Annotated in this window: 14 protein-coding genes and 1 pseudogene; 6 read left to right on the forward strand and 9 right to left on the reverse strand. The window is 69.8% G+C overall.

Annotated elements, in window-relative coordinates:
- Positions 1 to 2 precede the first annotated feature (2 nt).
- The gene (locus GNT64_RS16905) at positions 3 to 2,294 is read right to left on the reverse strand and encodes a glycosyltransferase family 4 protein (RefSeq protein ID WP_156680575.1); all 2,292 of its coding nucleotides are present in this window, start codon (positions 2,292 to 2,294) and stop codon (positions 3 to 5) included.
- 66 nt (positions 2,295 to 2,360) lie between these two features.
- Positions 2,361 to 3,062: a porin gene (locus tag GNT64_RS16910; protein WP_156680576.1), complete on the reverse strand. Its 702-nt coding sequence runs from the start codon at positions 3,060 to 3,062 to the stop codon at positions 2,361 to 2,363.
- 175 nt (positions 3,063 to 3,237) lie between these two features.
- Here GNT64_RS16910 and GNT64_RS16915 point away from each other — a divergent pair, with 175 nt between their 5' ends.
- The 4 genes and pseudogenes from GNT64_RS16915 to holA all read left to right on the forward strand — a co-directional run bounded on the left by GNT64_RS16915 (position 3,238) and on the right by holA (position 7,828).
- Positions 3,238 to 3,687, forward strand: coding sequence for a DUF3576 domain-containing protein (locus tag GNT64_RS16915; protein WP_156680577.1), 450 nt, complete (start codon positions 3,238 to 3,240; stop codon positions 3,685 to 3,687).
- Positions 3,688 to 3,693: 6 nt separating this feature from the next.
- Positions 3,694 to 6,293: pseudogene (leuS, locus tag GNT64_RS16920) on the forward strand (leucine--tRNA ligase).
- The gene (lptE, locus tag GNT64_RS16925) at positions 6,290 to 6,790 is read left to right on the forward strand and encodes an LPS assembly lipoprotein LptE (RefSeq protein WP_156680578.1); all 501 of its coding nucleotides are present in this window, start codon (positions 6,290 to 6,292) and stop codon (positions 6,788 to 6,790) included. Before leuS ends, lptE begins: the two are co-directional and overlap by 4 nt.
- Before the next feature lie 9 nt (positions 6,791 to 6,799).
- Positions 6,800 to 7,828, forward strand: coding sequence for a DNA polymerase III subunit delta (holA, locus tag GNT64_RS16930; RefSeq protein ID WP_156680579.1), 1,029 nt, complete (start codon positions 6,800 to 6,802; stop codon positions 7,826 to 7,828).
- 57 nt (positions 7,829 to 7,885) lie between these two features.
- On the opposite strand, the gene GNT64_RS16935 is transcribed toward holA, so the two are convergent.
- The 6 genes from GNT64_RS16935 to GNT64_RS16960 form a co-directional block, all read right to left on the reverse strand.
- Positions 7,886 to 8,791, reverse strand: coding sequence for a ParB/RepB/Spo0J family partition protein (locus GNT64_RS16935; RefSeq protein ID WP_156680580.1), 906 nt, complete (start codon positions 8,789 to 8,791; stop codon positions 7,886 to 7,888).
- Entirely contained in the window at positions 8,788 to 9,570 is a 783-nt protein-coding gene (locus GNT64_RS16940) for a ParA family protein (protein ID WP_156680581.1), read from the reverse strand. The genes GNT64_RS16935 and GNT64_RS16940 overlap by 4 nt, the downstream gene beginning before the upstream one ends.
- Complete coding sequence (gene rsmG, locus GNT64_RS16945) at positions 9,567 to 10,211, reverse strand: 16S rRNA (guanine(527)-N(7))-methyltransferase RsmG (protein WP_156680582.1); 645 nt, start codon at positions 10,209 to 10,211, stop codon at positions 9,567 to 9,569. The genes GNT64_RS16940 and rsmG overlap by 4 nt, the downstream gene beginning before the upstream one ends.
- Positions 10,208 to 12,061: a tRNA uridine-5-carboxymethylaminomethyl(34) synthesis enzyme MnmG gene (mnmG, locus tag GNT64_RS16950; RefSeq protein ID WP_156680583.1), complete on the reverse strand. Its 1,854-nt coding sequence runs from the start codon at positions 12,059 to 12,061 to the stop codon at positions 10,208 to 10,210. Before mnmG ends, rsmG begins: the two co-directional genes overlap by 4 nt.
- Positions 12,062 to 12,172: 111 nt before the next feature.
- Complete coding sequence (mnmE, locus tag GNT64_RS16955) at positions 12,173 to 13,456, reverse strand: tRNA uridine-5-carboxymethylaminomethyl(34) synthesis GTPase MnmE (RefSeq protein ID WP_156680584.1); 1,284 nt, start codon at positions 13,454 to 13,456, stop codon at positions 12,173 to 12,175.
- Positions 13,457 to 13,466: 10 nt separating this feature from the next.
- Complete coding sequence (locus tag GNT64_RS16960) at positions 13,467 to 13,706, reverse strand: DUF6489 family protein (protein ID WP_156680585.1); 240 nt, start codon at positions 13,704 to 13,706, stop codon at positions 13,467 to 13,469.
- A 65-nt stretch (positions 13,707 to 13,771) separates the two neighbouring features.
- On the opposite strand from GNT64_RS16960, the gene GNT64_RS16965 reads away from it, so the two are divergent.
- On the forward strand, positions 13,772 to 14,245 hold the full coding sequence (locus GNT64_RS16965) for a methylated-DNA--[protein]-cysteine S-methyltransferase (protein WP_156680586.1): 474 nt from the start codon (positions 13,772 to 13,774) through the stop codon (positions 14,243 to 14,245).
- Positions 14,233 to 14,937, forward strand: a complete 705-nt coding sequence (locus tag GNT64_RS16970) for a dienelactone hydrolase family protein (RefSeq protein ID WP_156680587.1) — start codon at positions 14,233 to 14,235, stop codon at positions 14,935 to 14,937. The genes GNT64_RS16965 and GNT64_RS16970 overlap by 13 nt, the downstream gene beginning before the upstream one ends.
- 21 nt (positions 14,938 to 14,958) lie before the next feature.
- Here GNT64_RS16970 and GNT64_RS16975 read toward each other — a convergent pair whose 3' ends face one another.
- Entirely contained in the window at positions 14,959 to 15,615 is a 657-nt protein-coding gene (locus GNT64_RS16975; RefSeq protein ID WP_156680588.1) for a YjbE family putative metal transport protein, read from the reverse strand.
- Between the last annotated feature and the right edge of the window lie 79 nt (positions 15,616 to 15,694).

Consider the following 15,694-nt stretch of genomic DNA (forward strand, 5'->3'; position numbering starts at 1 on the left):
CGCTACCGCGCCCGGTAGGCGTCGATCTCCGCCGTCGCGTTCCGCCGCAGCAGTTCGGCCACGCGCGCATTGCCGGCGGCGGCGTCCCGGTCGCACAGCACGAAACCCAGCACCATCAGCGACGCCGTGCATTGCCGCGCCGATCCGCCGATCGGCATGAGCAGGCTCTCCTGCGCGTCGCCGACGATCACGAACGCGAGATCCTCGTCCGCGGCTGCCGGCAGGTCGCACGCGAACCAGCCTTCCGCCCCTTGCGCGATCGCATCCTCGTGGATCGTGAGACCCTGGAGCCGGATCGCGAACCGGCAGTCCCCGTTCGCCAAGCCGCGTAGCCGCAGATACAGCCGCAGCGGCCCGGCCGGATCGCCCGCCACGCGCATCCGCAACTCGCCGCCGGCTGGGCGGGTGCGGCAGCCGTTGGTCTCCAGCCACAGCCAGCCTTTGCCCGTGCGGAACACCTCGCCGCTGCCAAGGCCGGGCCAGATGCGCTGCGCGCGCGGCAGGCGCAGCGGATAATAGAGCCCGCGCTCCACCTCGTGCGGCCGGGTCGCGTCATGGTCGAGCGGCAGCCGCGCCACCGCCGACAGGATCTGCGCCGCTACCGCCCGCCACGATCGCGGGTGGAAGCCGGCGGCGATCGCCGCCTCGCGCGATCGCCGCCAGTCGGCATCGAACGCCACCTGCTCCACCGCCGCGACGAGCGACTCGACCGATCCGCTCTCGAACATCAGCGCGAAGCCGGCGCCCGCCTCCGGCAGTGAGGAATTGTCCGCTACCACCGGCACCCGGCCGTGGCTGAGCGACTCCGTCACCGGCAGGCCCCACCCCTCGTAGAGGCTGGGGAACACGGTGAAGCCGCTCTGCCGGTACAGCAGCGCCAGCTCCGCATCGGAGACGCGGTGGATGATCGTCACCGCCGCCTTCAGCAGCGGATCGGCCTCCAGCCGGGCGAAGACATGGTCGTTGAGCCACCCGTCCCGCCCCACGCACACCAGGCGCGGCATCGCCGCCCCGTGGCGGCGCAGCAGCACCGCCCAGGCATCGAACGCCAGCACGTGATTCTTGCGCGACTCGATCGTCGAGACGATCAGCGCGAACGGCACCCCCTCCAGCCCCCATGCAGCCAAAGCGGTCGCCGGCAGTGACGCCTCGCCGCGCCGGAAATCGGCGTCCAGCGGCACCACCTCGATCGGGGTGCCGTCCAGCGGCGCACCGATCACGTCCGCCACGTGCAGCAGATCGTCCCGGGTCGCGCGCGAGATCGGCAGAAAGGCATCGGCGTGGGCGAGCGCGCCGAGCGTCCAGCCGATGAAATCCTCCGCCAGGCCGGGCACGCAATGCTCGGCCGCCAAGATCGGGATGAAATCGTAGACGGCGGGCACGTAGGCGATGCCGTGCCGCGCCTTCTGGTTGCGCACGAACAGGAAATAGTCCCGCACCCACCAGGACGTGCCGAGGTTCAGCAGCACGGCGCGCGGGGGCATCGCGAACGGATCGGCGAAGGCGATGTGGAAGATCAGCCGCGCACGGGCCGCCTGCCACGCGGCATCGGCCGTGTCGGTGCCCGCCGTCGCCAGGCGGGCGACATCGTGGAACACCGCGGGCGCGATGCCGATCCAGTCCTGCCGGGCGGGCACGAAGCAGCAGATGCCGATCGCGTCGTCGCCATGCAGCGCCAGCGCGGCCGCCAGCACCTCGATCTGCACGCGCTCGATCCCGTTGGGCAGGCGCTGGCTGCCGAAGTGGGAGATCAGGTCCGTGATGTCGAACACGGGCGGGCGGGCGGGCGCGGCCGCGGAGCCCGGCCCGGCCCGGCCCTCGCCGGCGCCAAGCAGCCGCATGGCATCCGGATCGTCGATCAGAGCGCCGATCCGCTCCGCCGGTATCGTACCGACGGGCTCGATCAGGTCGCGCAGCTCGGCCGTCGCCGCGGCATCGTCGCGATGGCCGCGCAGATACTCCGCCAGATGCGCCGCGGCGGTGCGCGGCCGGTCGCGCTGGCGGGCGAGGCGGGCGCGATGCAGCACCGGCTCGGCATCGTCGGGCCGCAGCCGCGCGGCGGCGGCATAAGCGGCGTCCGCCTCGTCCAGCCGTGCCGCCTCCTTCAGCATGTGGCCCTGTTGCAGCTGGATGTGCGCCAGTTCGGGCGCGCGCCGCAGCGCCTCGCCATAAGCCGCCACAGCGTCGCCCCAGCGGCCGGCGGCGCGCGCCTCGTTCCCCTCGGCGATCAGCCGGTGCACGGCGCGCGTCACCCGCACGCCGGCCGATTTGCGCGTCTTGAAAGCGAATATCATCGCTGGGCCATTAGGCTCCGGCGGGCGGCAGCGCCAGACGCGAGGACCGGAAGGCGGCCGCCGCGATCAGAACTTGAAGGCGGTGCCGACGTAGACGGATTGGGAATCGCGCCGCGTATCGCTGAACGCCTCCAGCCGGTCGCGCTGGGTGCGGTAACGCAGGCCGCCCGTCACTTCCAGGTTGCGCGTGAGCGTATAGGAGCCGCCGAGATCCACCGAATAGGCCTCGTCATTGCCGACCAGCAGCGGCTGCTCTCCGGCGCTGCGCTCGGCACCGAATTGCAGGCGGGTGCGCCACTTGTTGCCGCCGTAGCTGAGGCCGAGGTCCATCGCCTCGCGGCTGCCCGGCATCAGGCCGGTATCGACATGCGCGACATCGCCGGAAAGCGCGAACCGCTTCCAGCCGACCGCCACGCCGAGATTATAGGCGCTGGGCATGACGGCGGGCGTGCTGGCGGCCAGCCGCTCGGCAGCGGTACGACCGGCCGTGCGGGCGCGCACCGCCACCGTGACAGACCGCCGCGTGCCCGGTACCGAGGACGGCGTGAAGCGGAACCCGCCGGCAAAGCCGTTGCGGGCGAAGCTGGCCGCCATCTTCGGATCGGACGAGGCGGGCGTGAAGGAGCCGAGGCTGCCGGGCGCGCTGAGCGACACCGCCGGCGCCTTGCGCACCGCCCGCGTGGTGGCGGCGAAGGATGCCGAGCACAGAACGGCGGAGAGGCAGATCGCCGCCCCCGTTCGTACCGCCCTGCCCCGATGCCCGACCATGATTCTCAGATGTCCCCTGCTGCCAAGGCGCCTACCATATAGGCGGCGCCAAGTTCCACCGCGCGCATCCGATTTCACCGGCCTGTTGCACGATGCCCACAGATCAGCGGGGCCGCTTGCGGGCGGTGCGGGACGATCTATAACGGCCCCAAACGTCTACCCGCCGAGGAACATCATGGCCCGTCTGCTCTCCCCCGCGCCGCTCACGGTGGCCGCCCTTGCGCTGGGCCTCGCGCTCGCCGGCTGCGGCCACAAGGAACGGCCGGCCAAGACGGCCGATCTCGCCGCCTCGCGCGTCACCACGATCGGCGTGAACTCCTATCTGTGGCGCGCCGCGCTGGATACGCTCAGCTTCATGCCGATGGCGCAGACCGACAGCAACGGCGGCGTCCTCGTGACCGACTGGTACGTCAACCCGGCCACGCCGAGCGAGCGGATGAAGGTGACGGTGACGATCATCGATCAGGATCTGCGGGCCGATGCGGTGCGCGTCGCCGCCTCCCGCCAGACGCTGCAGAACGGCCAGTGGATCGAGGCGCCGGTGCAGGCCGCCACCGTGCAGAAGCTGGAGGAGATCATCCTGGGCAAGGCCCGCGATCTGCGGCGCAACGCGGTGGCCGGCTGAGGCCAGATGAGCGAGCGGTTCAACCACGAGACGGTCGACGCGCGCTGGCAGCAGGTGTGGGACGAGCAAGGCAGCTTCCACGCGGCGGACGACAGCGCCAAGCCGAAGAGTTTCGTTCTTGAGATGTTCCCCTATCCTTCGGGGCGCATCCACATGGGCCACGTGCGCAACTACACGATGGGTGACGTGCTGGCGCGCTACCGGCGGATGCAGGGCTTCGAGGTGCTGCACCCGATGGGGTGGGACGCCTTCGGCATGCCGGCCGAGAATGCGGCGATGGAGAAGAAGGTCCATCCCGGCGACTGGACCCGCGCCAACATCGCGGCGATGCGCACCCAGCTGAAGCGCCTCGGCTTCGCGCTGGACTGGAGCCGCGAACTCGCCACCTGCGAGCCCGATTATTACGGGCAGGAACAGGCGCTCTTCCTCGATCTGTACCAAGGCGGCCTCGTCTACCGCAAGGAATCGGCGGTGAACTGGGATCCCGTCGACATGACGGTGCTCGCCAACGAGCAGGTGATCGACGGCAAGGGCTGGCGATCCGGCGCGGCGGTGGAGCGGCGCAAGCTGAGCCAATGGTTCCTCAGGATCACCGATTTCGCCCAGGACCTGCTCGACGGCCTCGCCACGCTGGACCAGTGGCCCGAGAAGGTCCGCACGATGCAGGAGAACTGGATAGGCCGCAGCCAGGGCCTGAAGTTCCGCTTCCAGATCGTCCCTGGGAGCGGTGGGGCCTCGCCGCTGGACGGGCCGCCCGCGGGCGGCCCCTCCACCATCCTGCGGATGGTCCCCCTCCCCATGCTGGGGAGGATCTGGCGACCCTCGACGTCTTCACCACCCGGCCCGACACGATCTTCGGTGCCTCCTTCGCCGCGGTGGCGGTCGATCATCCGCTGGCGTTGGCGCTCGCGGCGCGCGACCCCGCCCTCGCCGCCTTCGCCGAGGATTGCCGCACGACCGGCACCGCCGCGGCCGAGATCGAGACGGCGGAGAAGAAGGGCTACGACACCGGCCTGTCGGTCATCCACCCGCTCGATCCCGAGTGGAGGCTGCCGCTGTTCGTGGCGAACTTCGTGCTCATGGATTACGGCACCGGCGCCGTGTTCGGCGTGCCGGCGCATGACCAGCGCGACTTCGATTTCGCGACCAGGTACATGCTGCCGATCACTCGCGTGGTCGCTCCCTCGGCCGAGGACGCCGACGCCCCGATCGGGAGCGAGGCCTATACCGGCCCGGGCCGGATCGTGAACTCCCGCTTCCTCGACGGGATGAGCGTGGACGAGGCGAAGGCCGCCGTCATCGCCCGCGCCGAGGCGGAGGGGTGGGGCGAAGGCACGACCGTATGGCGGCTGCGCGACTGGGGCGTTTCCCGCCAGCGTTACTGGGGCACTCCGATCCCGATCATCCACTGTGAGGGCTGCGGCCCGGTGGGCGTACCCAGGGACCAGCTGCCGGTGCTGCTGCCCGAGGACGTCTCCTTCGACGTGCCCGGCAACCCGCTGGACCGGCATCCGACATGGAAGCACGTGCCCTGCCCGGCCTGCGGCGCACCGGCGCGGCGGGAGACCGACACGCTCGACACGTTCGTTGATTCGTCCTGGTACTTCATCCGCTTCGCCTCCGCCCCTGCCGACCGGCCGTTCGACGAGGGCGTGGCGGCGCAGTGGCTGCCGGTGGGCCAGTATATCGGCGGCGTCGAGCATGCGATCCTGCATCTGCTCTACGCCCGTTTCTGGACGCGGGCGCTGAAGCATATCGGCCGACTGCCGTTCGATGAGCCGTTCACCGGCCTGTTCACCCAGGGCATGGTGACGCACGAGACCTACAAGGCGCCCGACGGCCGCTGGCTGGCGCCCGACGAGGTGGAAGACCGACGCGGCGATCTCGTCGAGGTGGCGACCGGCGATCCGGTGACGCTCGGCCGCGTCGAGAAGATGTCCAAGTCGAAGAAGAACACCGTCGATCCCGGACCGATCGTCGACCGCTACGGCGCGGACGCGGTGCGCTGGTTCATGCTCTCGGACAGCCCGCCGGAACGCGATCTGCCGTGGAGCGAGGCGGGCATCGAGGGCGCGTGGCGCTTCATCCAGCGGCTGTGGCGCCTCTCCGGCTCGCGTTCGGGCGTGGCGGGCGTGAATGGCGATCTGGACCGCAAGCTGCACCGCACGATCGCCGGCGTGGCGGCGGATATCGAGGCGCTGTCGTTCAACAAGGCGGTGGCGAAGCTGTACGAACTGTCGAGCGCGATCGAGAAGGCGCCGCCCTCCGCCTCGCGCGATGCCGCCATCGCCGTGCTCGTCCGCCTCGTCGCGCCGATGGTGCCGCATCTGGCGGAGGAGGCGTGGGCATCGCTCGGCGAGGCGGGGCTGATCGCCGATGCGCCGTGGCCGGTCGTCGACCCGGCGCTGCTGATCGACGACGAGGTGACGATCGCGGTGCAGGTGAACGGCAAGCTGCGCGATACGCTCGTCGCCCCCAAGGGGATGGCGCGCGACGCGGTGGAAGCGATGGCCCTCCGCGCCGACAAGATCAGCCGCCTGCTCGACGGCAAGACGCCGCGCAAGGTGATCGTCGTGCCCGATCGCCTCGTGAACATCGTCGCATGAGGCGGGTTATCGGCCTTTTCGCGGTGGCGACTTTGCTGTCCGGCTGCGGCCTGCGCCCGCTCTACGCCGGCGGCAGCAAGGGCGTGGTGGCGCAATCGCTGGCGGCGGTGGAGGTCGCGCCGATCCCGCAGAAGGCCGGATGGCTGGTGCGCAACGCGCTTGTCGACAGGCTGGCGACGGCCGGCAGCGTGACGCCGCGCTACCGCCTGGAGGTGGAGCTGGACGATCGGATCACCGGCTTCGGCGTGCGCACGGACAATGCCGTGACGCGGGAGCGGCGCATCCTGCGCGCGCGCTACCGCCTGCGCGATGCGGGCGCGGCCGGCACCGTGCTGCTGGACGCCACGGCCGGCAGCGATGCCGGCATCGACGTCGTCAGTTCCGAATATGCCACGATCGCCGCCGAGCAGACCGCGCTGGAGCGGCTGGCGAAGGAAGTGGCCGACCAGATCGTCGCCCGCATCGCGCTCTACGCCTCGCGCACCGCGGCGCGTTAGCTCTCGGCCATGAAGGCCAACCGCGCGCAGGTGGAACGGGCGCTGGACGGGGCAGGCGGCGAGGTGCGTTTCGTCCTGCTGCACGGCCCCGACGAATCGCAGTCCCGCGCGCTGGCGGATCGGCTGGCACAGCGCTTCGGCGGCACGGCCGAGCGGATCGATCTGAGCGGCGCCGCGCTGAAGGCCGACCCCGCCCGGCTGGCCGACGAGGCCGCCGCGATATCGCTGTTCGGCGAACCGCGCTTCATCCGCGTCGAGCCGGCCGGCGACGAGGCCATCGACGCGATCGAAGCGCTGCTCGAATCGCCCGCCGGCGGTAATCCGGTGGTGCTGGTGGCCGGCACCCTGCGCAAGGATTCGAAGCTGCTGAAGCGCGCGCTGGCCGAAGCCGATGTCGCCGCCTTCGCCAGCTACCTGCCCGAAGGCGGCGATGCCGACAAGCTCGCCTGGGCGATCGCCCGCGATCACGGCCTGAGGCTTGAGCCAGAGGTGGCGCCGATGCTGGCGGCGGCGACCGGTGGCGATCGTGCGCTGCTGGCGCGCGAGCTGGAGAAGTTCGCCTGCTTCCTCGATGCCTCCGTGGATCGGCCCGCGACCTTGGATACCGCCGCGCTCGACGCGCTTGGTGCGGACGCCGGCGAGGGCAATCTGTCGCGCCTCGTCGATCATGTTCTCGGCGGGCGCGGAGACCAGGCGGCGGCGGAGATCGGCCGACTCGCGGTGGAGGGGGTCGAGGGCATCGCCCTGTTGCGCCCGCTGCTCCGTCGCCTGCTGCAACTGGCGGCGATGCGCGCGCAGGTGGAAGCCGGCGACTCGGTGGAGAGTGTGATGGGGGGAGGCGCCGGGCGCGGCGTGTTCTGGAAGGACAAGGCCGCCCTCTCGGCTCAGTTGAGCCGGTGGAATGCCGCCAAGCTTGCCAAGGCTATCAGCCGCCTCGGCCATGCCGAGCGGGCAGTGAAGAGCAGCGGCAGCGCCGGTCCGCTGATCGTGGAGGCGGAGCTACTGGCGATTGCGCGCGAGGCGACGCGCCTGCGATGAACACGAGGTTCGCAGAACGGCAAGACTACAAACTCAGCTGATGTTCCACGTGGAACGTCAGATCGGCTCGCCGCTCAATCGCTGGCAGATCATGTCGAGCTGGTCGAGCGTGGAGTAGGCCAGCGTTACCGCCCCGCCCTCCTCGCCGTGCGCGATCCGTACCTTCAGCCCGAGCATGTCGCCGAGTTGACGCTCCAGCGCGGCGATGTCGGCATTGCCGGACGGATCGGCCACTCCGGCCTCGCTCTTGCGCGACGCGCGCGTGGTGTCGCCGGGCTTGGCCGCGCGCGCCAGTTGCTCGGTGTCGCGTACCGACAGGCCCCTGCGCGTAACCTCCCGCGCCAGCGACTCGGGATCCTTGGCCGTGATAAGCGCGCGGGCATGACCCATCGACAGCTCGCCGGTGGCGACGGAGCCGCGCACCGGCTCCGGCAACTCCAGCAGCCGCAGCAGGTTGGCGATGTGGCTGCGGGACTTGTTGACGAGCCGGCCGAGTGCCTCCTGCGTATGGCCATACTCTTCGGCGAGCCGCTTATAGGCCTCCGCCTCCTCGATCGCGTTCAGATCCTCGCGCTGGATATTCTCGACGAGCGCGACCTCCAGCGTCTCCGCATCGCTGAACTCGCGGACGATGACGGGCACCTCGTGCAGCCGCGCCCGCTGGGCCGCGCGCCAGCGCCGCTCGCCCGCGACGATCTGCCAGCCCTCCGCCAGCGGACGCACGACGATCGGCTGGATCAGGCCACGCGCGGCGATCGACGCGGCGAGATCGTCCAGCGCGTCCTCGTCGAAATGCCGGCGGGGCTGGCCCGGGTGCGGGCGGATCGCCGCCACCGGCAGCACCTGCACGCCCGCCGCGCGCGCATTCGCCCCATCCACCGACTGCTCGCGCGCCGTCTCACCGAGCAGCGCCGCCAGCCCGCGCCCCAGACCCGACGGACGCTTCGGCGCCGCCTCGCTCATGCGGCCCTCGCCAGGCGCGGCAGACGACCGATCAGCTCCCTCGCCAGCGCGATATAGGCCTCCGATCCGGAGCAGCGATGATCATAGATCAGCGCCGGCAGCCCGTGGCTCGGCGCTTCGGAGAGGCGCACGTTGCGCGGTATAACCGTCTCGAACACCACCTTGCCCAGGCATGCGCGAACATCCTGCGCTACCTGCTCGGAGAGGCGGTTGCGGCGATCGTACATCGTCAGCGCGACGCCCAGAATCGTGAGGTCGCTGTTGAAGCGCGTGCGCACCCGCTCGATCGTGGTCAGCAGCTGGCTCAAGCCCTCCAGCGCGAAGAACTCGCACTGCAGCGGCACGAGCAGCGAGCGTGCCGCCACCAATGCATTGATCGTCAGCAGGCCGAGCGATGGCGGGCAATCGATCAGGCACACGTCCCAGCGGCCGGCTGGCACCGCGTCCAAGGCGCGGTCGAGCCGGTGGGTGCGCTGCTCGATATCGATCAGCTCGATCTCTGCGCCGGAGAGATCTACCGTCGCGGTGACGAGATCGAGGCGCGGCACCTTGGTGCCGATCGCCGCCTGCTGGATGTCGCACTGCCCGGTCAGCACCTCGTAGCTCGACCATTCGCGCGCCGACCGATCCACGCCAAGGCCGGTGGAGGCGTTGCCCTGCGGATCGAAGTCGATCAGCAATACGCGCCACCCGGTCGCCGACAGCGCCGTCGCCACGTTGATCGCGGTCGTCGTCTTGCCCACGCCGCCCTTCTGGTTCGCGACTGCTATCCGGATCACCGCATGCTCCCAGCCCTGCGTCCGCCACCGACGGGGCGGACCTGCTCGGCGATGATGATCGCCGCATCCGGATCGGTGATGCTCGGCACGATCCGGAATTCACCCTGCCACGATCCGCGCACCGCATCCAGTTCGGCATACGCCCCACGCCCCTTCGGCAGCACCCATTTCGTCGCAGGTGACGAAAGGTGGAGCGCGCTGGAGAGGAGTCGATCGAGCGGCGCAAAGGCGCGCGCGCTGATGATATCGAAGGGCTCTGGCGGATGCGCCTCGATGCGACCGCCCCAAACACTTGTCGTCGAGCCGAGACCGAGCCGATCGATTGCATCGCGAAGAAAGGCGATGCGACGCGTCCTCGACTCCGCCAACGTCACCACATGGCGCCCGATCATGGCGACGACCAGTCCGGGGAAGCCGGCGCCCGATCCGAGATCCAGCCACCGTCCGGATGCGGGGGCATAATCCAGCAACTGGGCCGAGTCTAAGACATGACGGCTCCACATCGCCGCCAAGGTCGAGGCGGCGACGAGATTCTGCTGCTGGGCTTCCGACTGGACGAGTTTGATCAGAATCTCGAGCTTCGCCATCGTTTCACGTGGAACACGAGCCGAGAGCCATGCCCGCGCGTCCGCTTCGGTCACGCCGCGGCCCGGCGGCTGTGGACCAGCACCGCCGCCAGTGCCGCCGGTGTAATTCCGCGGATCCGGGAAACTGCGCCGAGTGTGTCGGGCCGCGCCCGCTCCAGCCGCTCGATCATCTCGTGCGAAAGGCCGGCCACGCAGCGATAATCGAGTGCCGGCGGCAGTTGGAGATGCTCGTCCGCCTGCGCGCGCGCGATCTCGGTTGCTTGCCGCTCCAGATAGGGAGCGTAGCGTGCGTCCGTCCCCAGCTTATCGAGCAGGGTAGCCGGGAGGGCGGCGAGACGAGACTCCACGGCCGTCACATGGTTGAGCTCGACAGCCGGAAACCGCAACCAGTCGAACAGCGAGCGGCGCACGCCATCGTCGACCAGTGATGCACCTGCGGCGATCAGATCCCCCGGCCGAACGACGTGCGCTAACAGGTCGCGGCCGATCGCCGTATCTCGCTGCCTCGCCGCAAACTGTTCCCGCCGCGTCGCACCAATTACTCCTGCTGCGAGCGCGAGCGGCGTCAGGCGATCCATGGCGTTGTCGGCGCGGAGACGGAGGCGATACTCGGCCCGCGCCGTCAGCATGCGGTACGGCTCCGTGACCCCCTGCAAGGTTAGATCGTCGATCATCACGCCGATGTAGCTCTCCCGGCGATCGAACAGGACCGGCCCCCTGCCCTGTGCAGCAGCGGCAGCATTCATGCCTGCAACGAGGCCCTGCGCGGCGGCTTCCTCATAGCCGGTGGTGCCGTTGATCTGGCCGGCCAGATACAGGCCGGGCACCGCGCGAAGCATCAGGGTCGCGTCCAGTGCGCGCGGATCTATGTGGTCATACTCCACGGCATAACCCGCCTGCACGATCTCGGCCTGCTCCAGCCCCGCCATCGATCGGACGAGCGCGACCTGCACGTCCAGCGGCAGCGAGGTGGAAATGCCGTTCGGGTAAACTACCGGATCGCCCAGCCCTTCGGGCTCCAGGAACACCTGATGGCCGTCTCGGTCGCCGAACCGCACGACCTTGTCCTCGATCGAGGGGCAGTAACGCGGGCCGGTGCCCTCGATCACACCGGCGAACAGGGGCGAGCGGTCGAGGCCTTGCCGGATGATCGCATGGGTCGTCGCATTGGTGCGCGTGATCGCGCAGGCGACCTGCGGCACGTACCGGCGCTCCGTCATCGGCGACATCGTCCACTGCTCTTCGTCGCTCGCCTGGCGGTCCAGCCGGCTCCAGTCGATCGTGCGGCCGTCAAGACGTGGCGGCGTACCCGTCTTCAGCCGACCCATCGGCAGCCCAAGCGCGCGCAACTGTCCGGCGAGGGAAATCGCCGCGCCCTCGCCAACCCGGCCACCGGACCGGGCTTCCATCCCGCAATGAAGCTTGCCGTTCAGGAACGTGCCCGATGCGAGCACCACGGCCTGCGCCCTCAGCTCACGCCCGTCGGCGAGGTTCAATCCTTCGACCCGCCCGTCCGCGGCAAGGATAAGCGACGCCGCTTCCCCTTCGACGATCGTGAGACCCGCCTGCACGTCAAGCAAGCGGTGGATCGCCGCCTTGTAGAGCGCACGGTCGGCTTGGACACGTGGCCCATGCACCGCCGCTCCCTTGCTGCGGTTGAGCATGCGATAGTGGATCGCCGCCGCATCCGCAGCCCGCGCGATCAGCCCATCGCACGCGTCGACCTCGCGCACGAGGTGGCCCTTCCCCAGCCCGCCGATCGCGGGATTGCACGACATCGCGCCGATCATGTCGCGACGCATGCTGACCAGCGCGACGCGCGATCCCATGCGCGCGGCTGCGGCCGCCGCCTCGCAGCCGGCATGCCCACCGCCGACGACCAGAATATCGAAGTCGCAGGTCATCCCTTCGCGCTAGGAGCGCTGGCGCGCCGAGTCAAAGCTGTTCCACGTGGAACATCCGCGTTCGCTGGTTCGCTGGTGGATGCAACCTCGTTGCGAGCGCTGCAGTCGGCATCACTTCCCTATGCAGAAGCGACCGAACAGCGCGTCCAGCATATCCTCGACTCCGCTGCGGCCCGTAATCCGGTCCAAGGCCTCGCGCGCACCTCGAAGCGAATCGGCAACGAGGATCAGGTCTTGTTGCATTGCCGTATCGCGCAATGCTGCATAGCAGCAGCCGAGCGCTTCACGCTGCCGCAGGTTGAGCGCCAGCTCTCCCTCCTGCGGCAGTAACGTGCGGGCGCGCTCCGTCAGCAGTCCGGTAAGCTCGTCCATCCCGGCTCCGGTCAACGCCGACACGGCCACGTCGCACCGAACATCCACCGGGCTTTCCAGATCGCTGCACGCATGCACCAGGATCGATCGCGCGCGATCCGGGCAATCATCTACCGCACCCAGCCAGAGGATGAGGTCCGCTTGCGCCAGCGCGGCCTCGGCGCGGGCAATGCCGATTCCCTCGATCTCATCGCCGCTCTCGCGCAGGCCCGCCGTGTCGCTGAGCAGGAAGGGGATGCCGCCCAGCGCCACCGGCGCCTCGATCACGTCGCGCGTGGTGCCCGCCGTGGCGGAGACGATCGCCGCCTCACGGCCGATCAGCGCGTTCAGCAGCGTGGACTTGCCCGCATTGGGCGGCCCGCCGATCACCACCCGCACACCGTCGCGCAGCCGCTCGGCCGGCGGCGCGGCCAGGGTGGTCGCCAGCTCGTCGGTCAGGCACCGGATCGCCTCGCGCAACGATCGCTCGTTCGGCGGCACATCCGCCTCGTCGGCGAAGTCGAGCATCGCCTCCACCTGCGCGGCGATGTCCAGCACCGCCCGCCGCCACGCCTCCACCCGCCGGCTGAGCGCCCCGCCGGCCTGGGCGAGCGCGGCCCGCCGCTGGCTCTGCGTCTCGGCGGCGAGCAGATCGGCCAGACCTTCCGCCTCGGCGAGATCGATCACGCCGTTGGCAAAGGCGCGGCGGGTGAACTCGCCCGGCAGCGCCGCCCGCAGGCCGGCCACATGCCCCAGCGCCCCGAGCAGCGCCGCCGCCACCGATCGCCCGCCATGGATGTGCAATTCGGCCAGATCCTCCCCGGTGGCCGTGCGCGGACCGGGGAACCACAGAGCGAGCCCGCGATCGAGCCGCTCGCCATCGCGCGGATCGCGGAACCAGGCGAGGGTGGCGCGGCGCGGCTCCGGCAGGCGGCCCGCGATCGCGCGCAAGGCGCCGGCGGCATCCGCCCCGCTGATCCGGATCACGCCGATCGCCGCCGGCGGGGCGCCGCTGGAGAGCGCGAAGATCGTGTCCCCCGGCACTGCTTGACCGCTATTTCTTGGTGAGGCCGCCGCTCAGCTGCTCGAACACCTGGCGCCACATCGACATGCTCGCCTCGCCCATCGGCGACCAGCTGCGCATCAGCGTTTCGATCGTGTCCGGGGTTATGCCCTTGTCAATCGTCTCGCGGATCTTGCCCAGATACACTTCGTGCACGCTGCTCATGTCCGGCAGGCCCATCAGGCGGCGCGCTTCCTCGGGGGTGCAGTCCACGTCCATCGTAATCTTCATGCCGCACTCCCGGTCGCTTGAGCAGCCTCTCGGCTTGCTGGTAGAGGGATGGCGGGAAAGGATCCATGTCGCAATCTCTGCTGCCCAGCCCTATCGGAAACATCAGCCTGGCCGGCGACGGCACGGTGCTGACGGCGATCCGCATCGGCGCCGACGGTATGCCGGACGAGGATTGCGACGATCCCCTGCTGCGTGAGGCGCGGGCGCAGCTCGCGGCCTGGTTCGATGGGCGGCTGACCGCCTTCGATCTTCCGCTCGCCGCCTCTTCCACACCACGCGGGCCGGCGCATCGCGCCGCGATCATGGCGATCGGCCACGGCGAGACGGCGAGCTATGGGTCGATCGCGCGGGCGATCGGCTCCAGCCCGCGCGCGGTGGGTCAGGCGTGCAGGGCCAATCCGTTTCCGATCCTGGTGCCGTGCCACCGCGTGCTCGGCGCCGGCCGGTCGATCGGCCATTATTCCGCCGGCAGCGGCGTCGAGACCAAGCGCTGGCTGCTGGATCACGAGAGAGAAAGGAACAGCTTATGGCCGAGATGATCGAGATCGAGACGCTGACGCACGACGGCCACTTTCCCGCTTACTGCGCGGCGCCCGCCGGCGCGGCGAAGGCCGCGATCGTGGTGGTGCAGGAGATCTTCGGGGTAAACCCCGGCATCCGCGCCAAGTGCGACACGCTGGCGGCGCAAGGCTATCTGGCGATCGCGCCGGATCTGTTCTGGCGCACGCAGGCCGGCGTGCAGCTCGATCCCGACGTGCCGGAGCAGTTCCAGCAGGGCTTCGGCCTGATGCAGAAGACCAATCTCGATCTGGCGATCCGCGATGTCGAGGCGGCGATCAGGGCGGCGCGTGGGCGGCTGGGCGATGCCCACGCCAAGGTGGGCGTGGTCGGCTACTGCTTCGGCGGCCGTGTCGCCTATCTGGCCGCCACGCGCACCGATGCCGATGCCGCAGTCGGCTATTATGGCGGCGGCATCGATCATTTCCTCGGTGAGTCCTATGCCATCGGCAAGCCGCTGCTGCTGCACTTCGCCGAGCAGGATCACTTCATCGATGCGGAGACGCGCACCCGCATCCATGCCGCGCTGGACGGCAACCGCCACGTCGAGATAGTCGAGCATCCCGGCGTCGATCACGGTTTCGCGACCGAGCATGGCAAGCGCCGTGACGATGCCGCCGCCGAGCGTGCCGACGCACGGACGGCGGCGTTCTTCGCCGAGCATCTGGGCTGACGGCGGCCGCCGCTGCCTCCGTCAGAAGAGCAGCGGCGCCACCTCGTGCCAGCCTTCCCAGATCATCTTGCCGGCGACGTAGACGATCACCGCCAGACCGAAATAGGCGATCCAGCGATATCGCTCGATATAGCGGGCGAGCAGGTTGGCGGCGATGCCCATCAGCGCCACGGAGAGCAGCAGGCCGACGACCAGGATGCCCGGATGCTCGCGCGCGGCGCCGGCCACCGCCAGCACATTGTCCAGGCTCATGCTCACGTCGGCAAGAGCGACCGCCCAGGCGGCCTGCGCGAAGCTTTTGGCGGGCGCCACGCCCGAGTCCGCATGGTCCGCTTCCGCGCCGCCCGCCGGCGCCTTCGCCGGTTGCAGTTCGCGGTACATCTTCCAGGCCACCCACAGCAGCAGCAGCCCGCCCGCCAGCACCAGGCCGACGATCTGGAGCAGCTGCGTCACCGCCAGGGCGAAGATGATGCGCAGCACCAGGGCCGCGCCGATGCCGATCAGGATCACCTTGCGGCGCTGTTCGGCAGGCAGCCCGGCCGCCAGCGCACCGACGACGATCGCATTGTCCCCGGCCAGCATGATGTCGATCATCAGCACCTGACCGAAGGCCGCCAGCGCGGTGGGCGAGCCGATATTCGAGAAGTCGGCGACGATGTGGTTCCAGATGTCGGTCATGCAGGTGCCTTAGACACGAAAGCGGCGCGGGCAAAGCCCACGCCGTCGGCCGGGTCGGAGACCCGCCGGCCGAGCCGGT

The organism is Sphingomonas profundi (assembly GCF_009739515.1).
Taxonomy (GTDB): domain Bacteria; phylum Pseudomonadota; class Alphaproteobacteria; order Sphingomonadales; family Sphingomonadaceae; genus Alterirhizorhabdus; species Alterirhizorhabdus profundi.

Excerpts from the sequence above, each read along its gene's own strand:
- GNT64_RS16905 (WP_156680575.1), bottom strand. The coding sequence starts at position 2,294 with ATGATATTCGCTTTCAAGACGCGCAAATCGGCCGGCGTGCGGGTGACG.
- GNT64_RS16910 (WP_156680576.1), bottom strand. The coding sequence starts at position 3,062 with ATGGTCGGGCATCGGGGCAGGGCGGTACGAACGGGGGCGGCGATCTGC.
- GNT64_RS16915 (WP_156680577.1), top strand. The coding sequence starts at position 3,238 with ATGGCCCGTCTGCTCTCCCCCGCGCCGCTCACGGTGGCCGCCCTTGCG.
- lptE (WP_156680578.1), top strand. The coding sequence starts at position 6,290 with ATGAGGCGGGTTATCGGCCTTTTCGCGGTGGCGACTTTGCTGTCCGGC.
- holA (WP_156680579.1), top strand. The coding sequence starts at position 6,800 with ATGAAGGCCAACCGCGCGCAGGTGGAACGGGCGCTGGACGGGGCAGGC.
- GNT64_RS16935 (WP_156680580.1), bottom strand. The coding sequence starts at position 8,791 with ATGAGCGAGGCGGCGCCGAAGCGTCCGTCGGGTCTGGGGCGCGGGCTG.
- mnmG (WP_156680583.1), bottom strand. The coding sequence starts at position 12,061 with ATGACCTGCGACTTCGATATTCTGGTCGTCGGCGGTGGGCATGCCGGC.
- GNT64_RS16960 (WP_156680585.1), bottom strand. The coding sequence starts at position 13,706 with ATGAAGATTACGATGGACGTGGACTGCACCCCCGAGGAAGCGCGCCGC.
- GNT64_RS16965 (WP_156680586.1), top strand. The coding sequence starts at position 13,772 with ATGTCGCAATCTCTGCTGCCCAGCCCTATCGGAAACATCAGCCTGGCC.
- GNT64_RS16970 (WP_156680587.1), top strand. The coding sequence starts at position 14,233 with ATGGCCGAGATGATCGAGATCGAGACGCTGACGCACGACGGCCACTTT.
- GNT64_RS16975 (WP_156680588.1), bottom strand. The coding sequence starts at position 15,615 with ATGACCGACATCTGGAACCACATCGTCGCCGACTTCTCGAATATCGGC.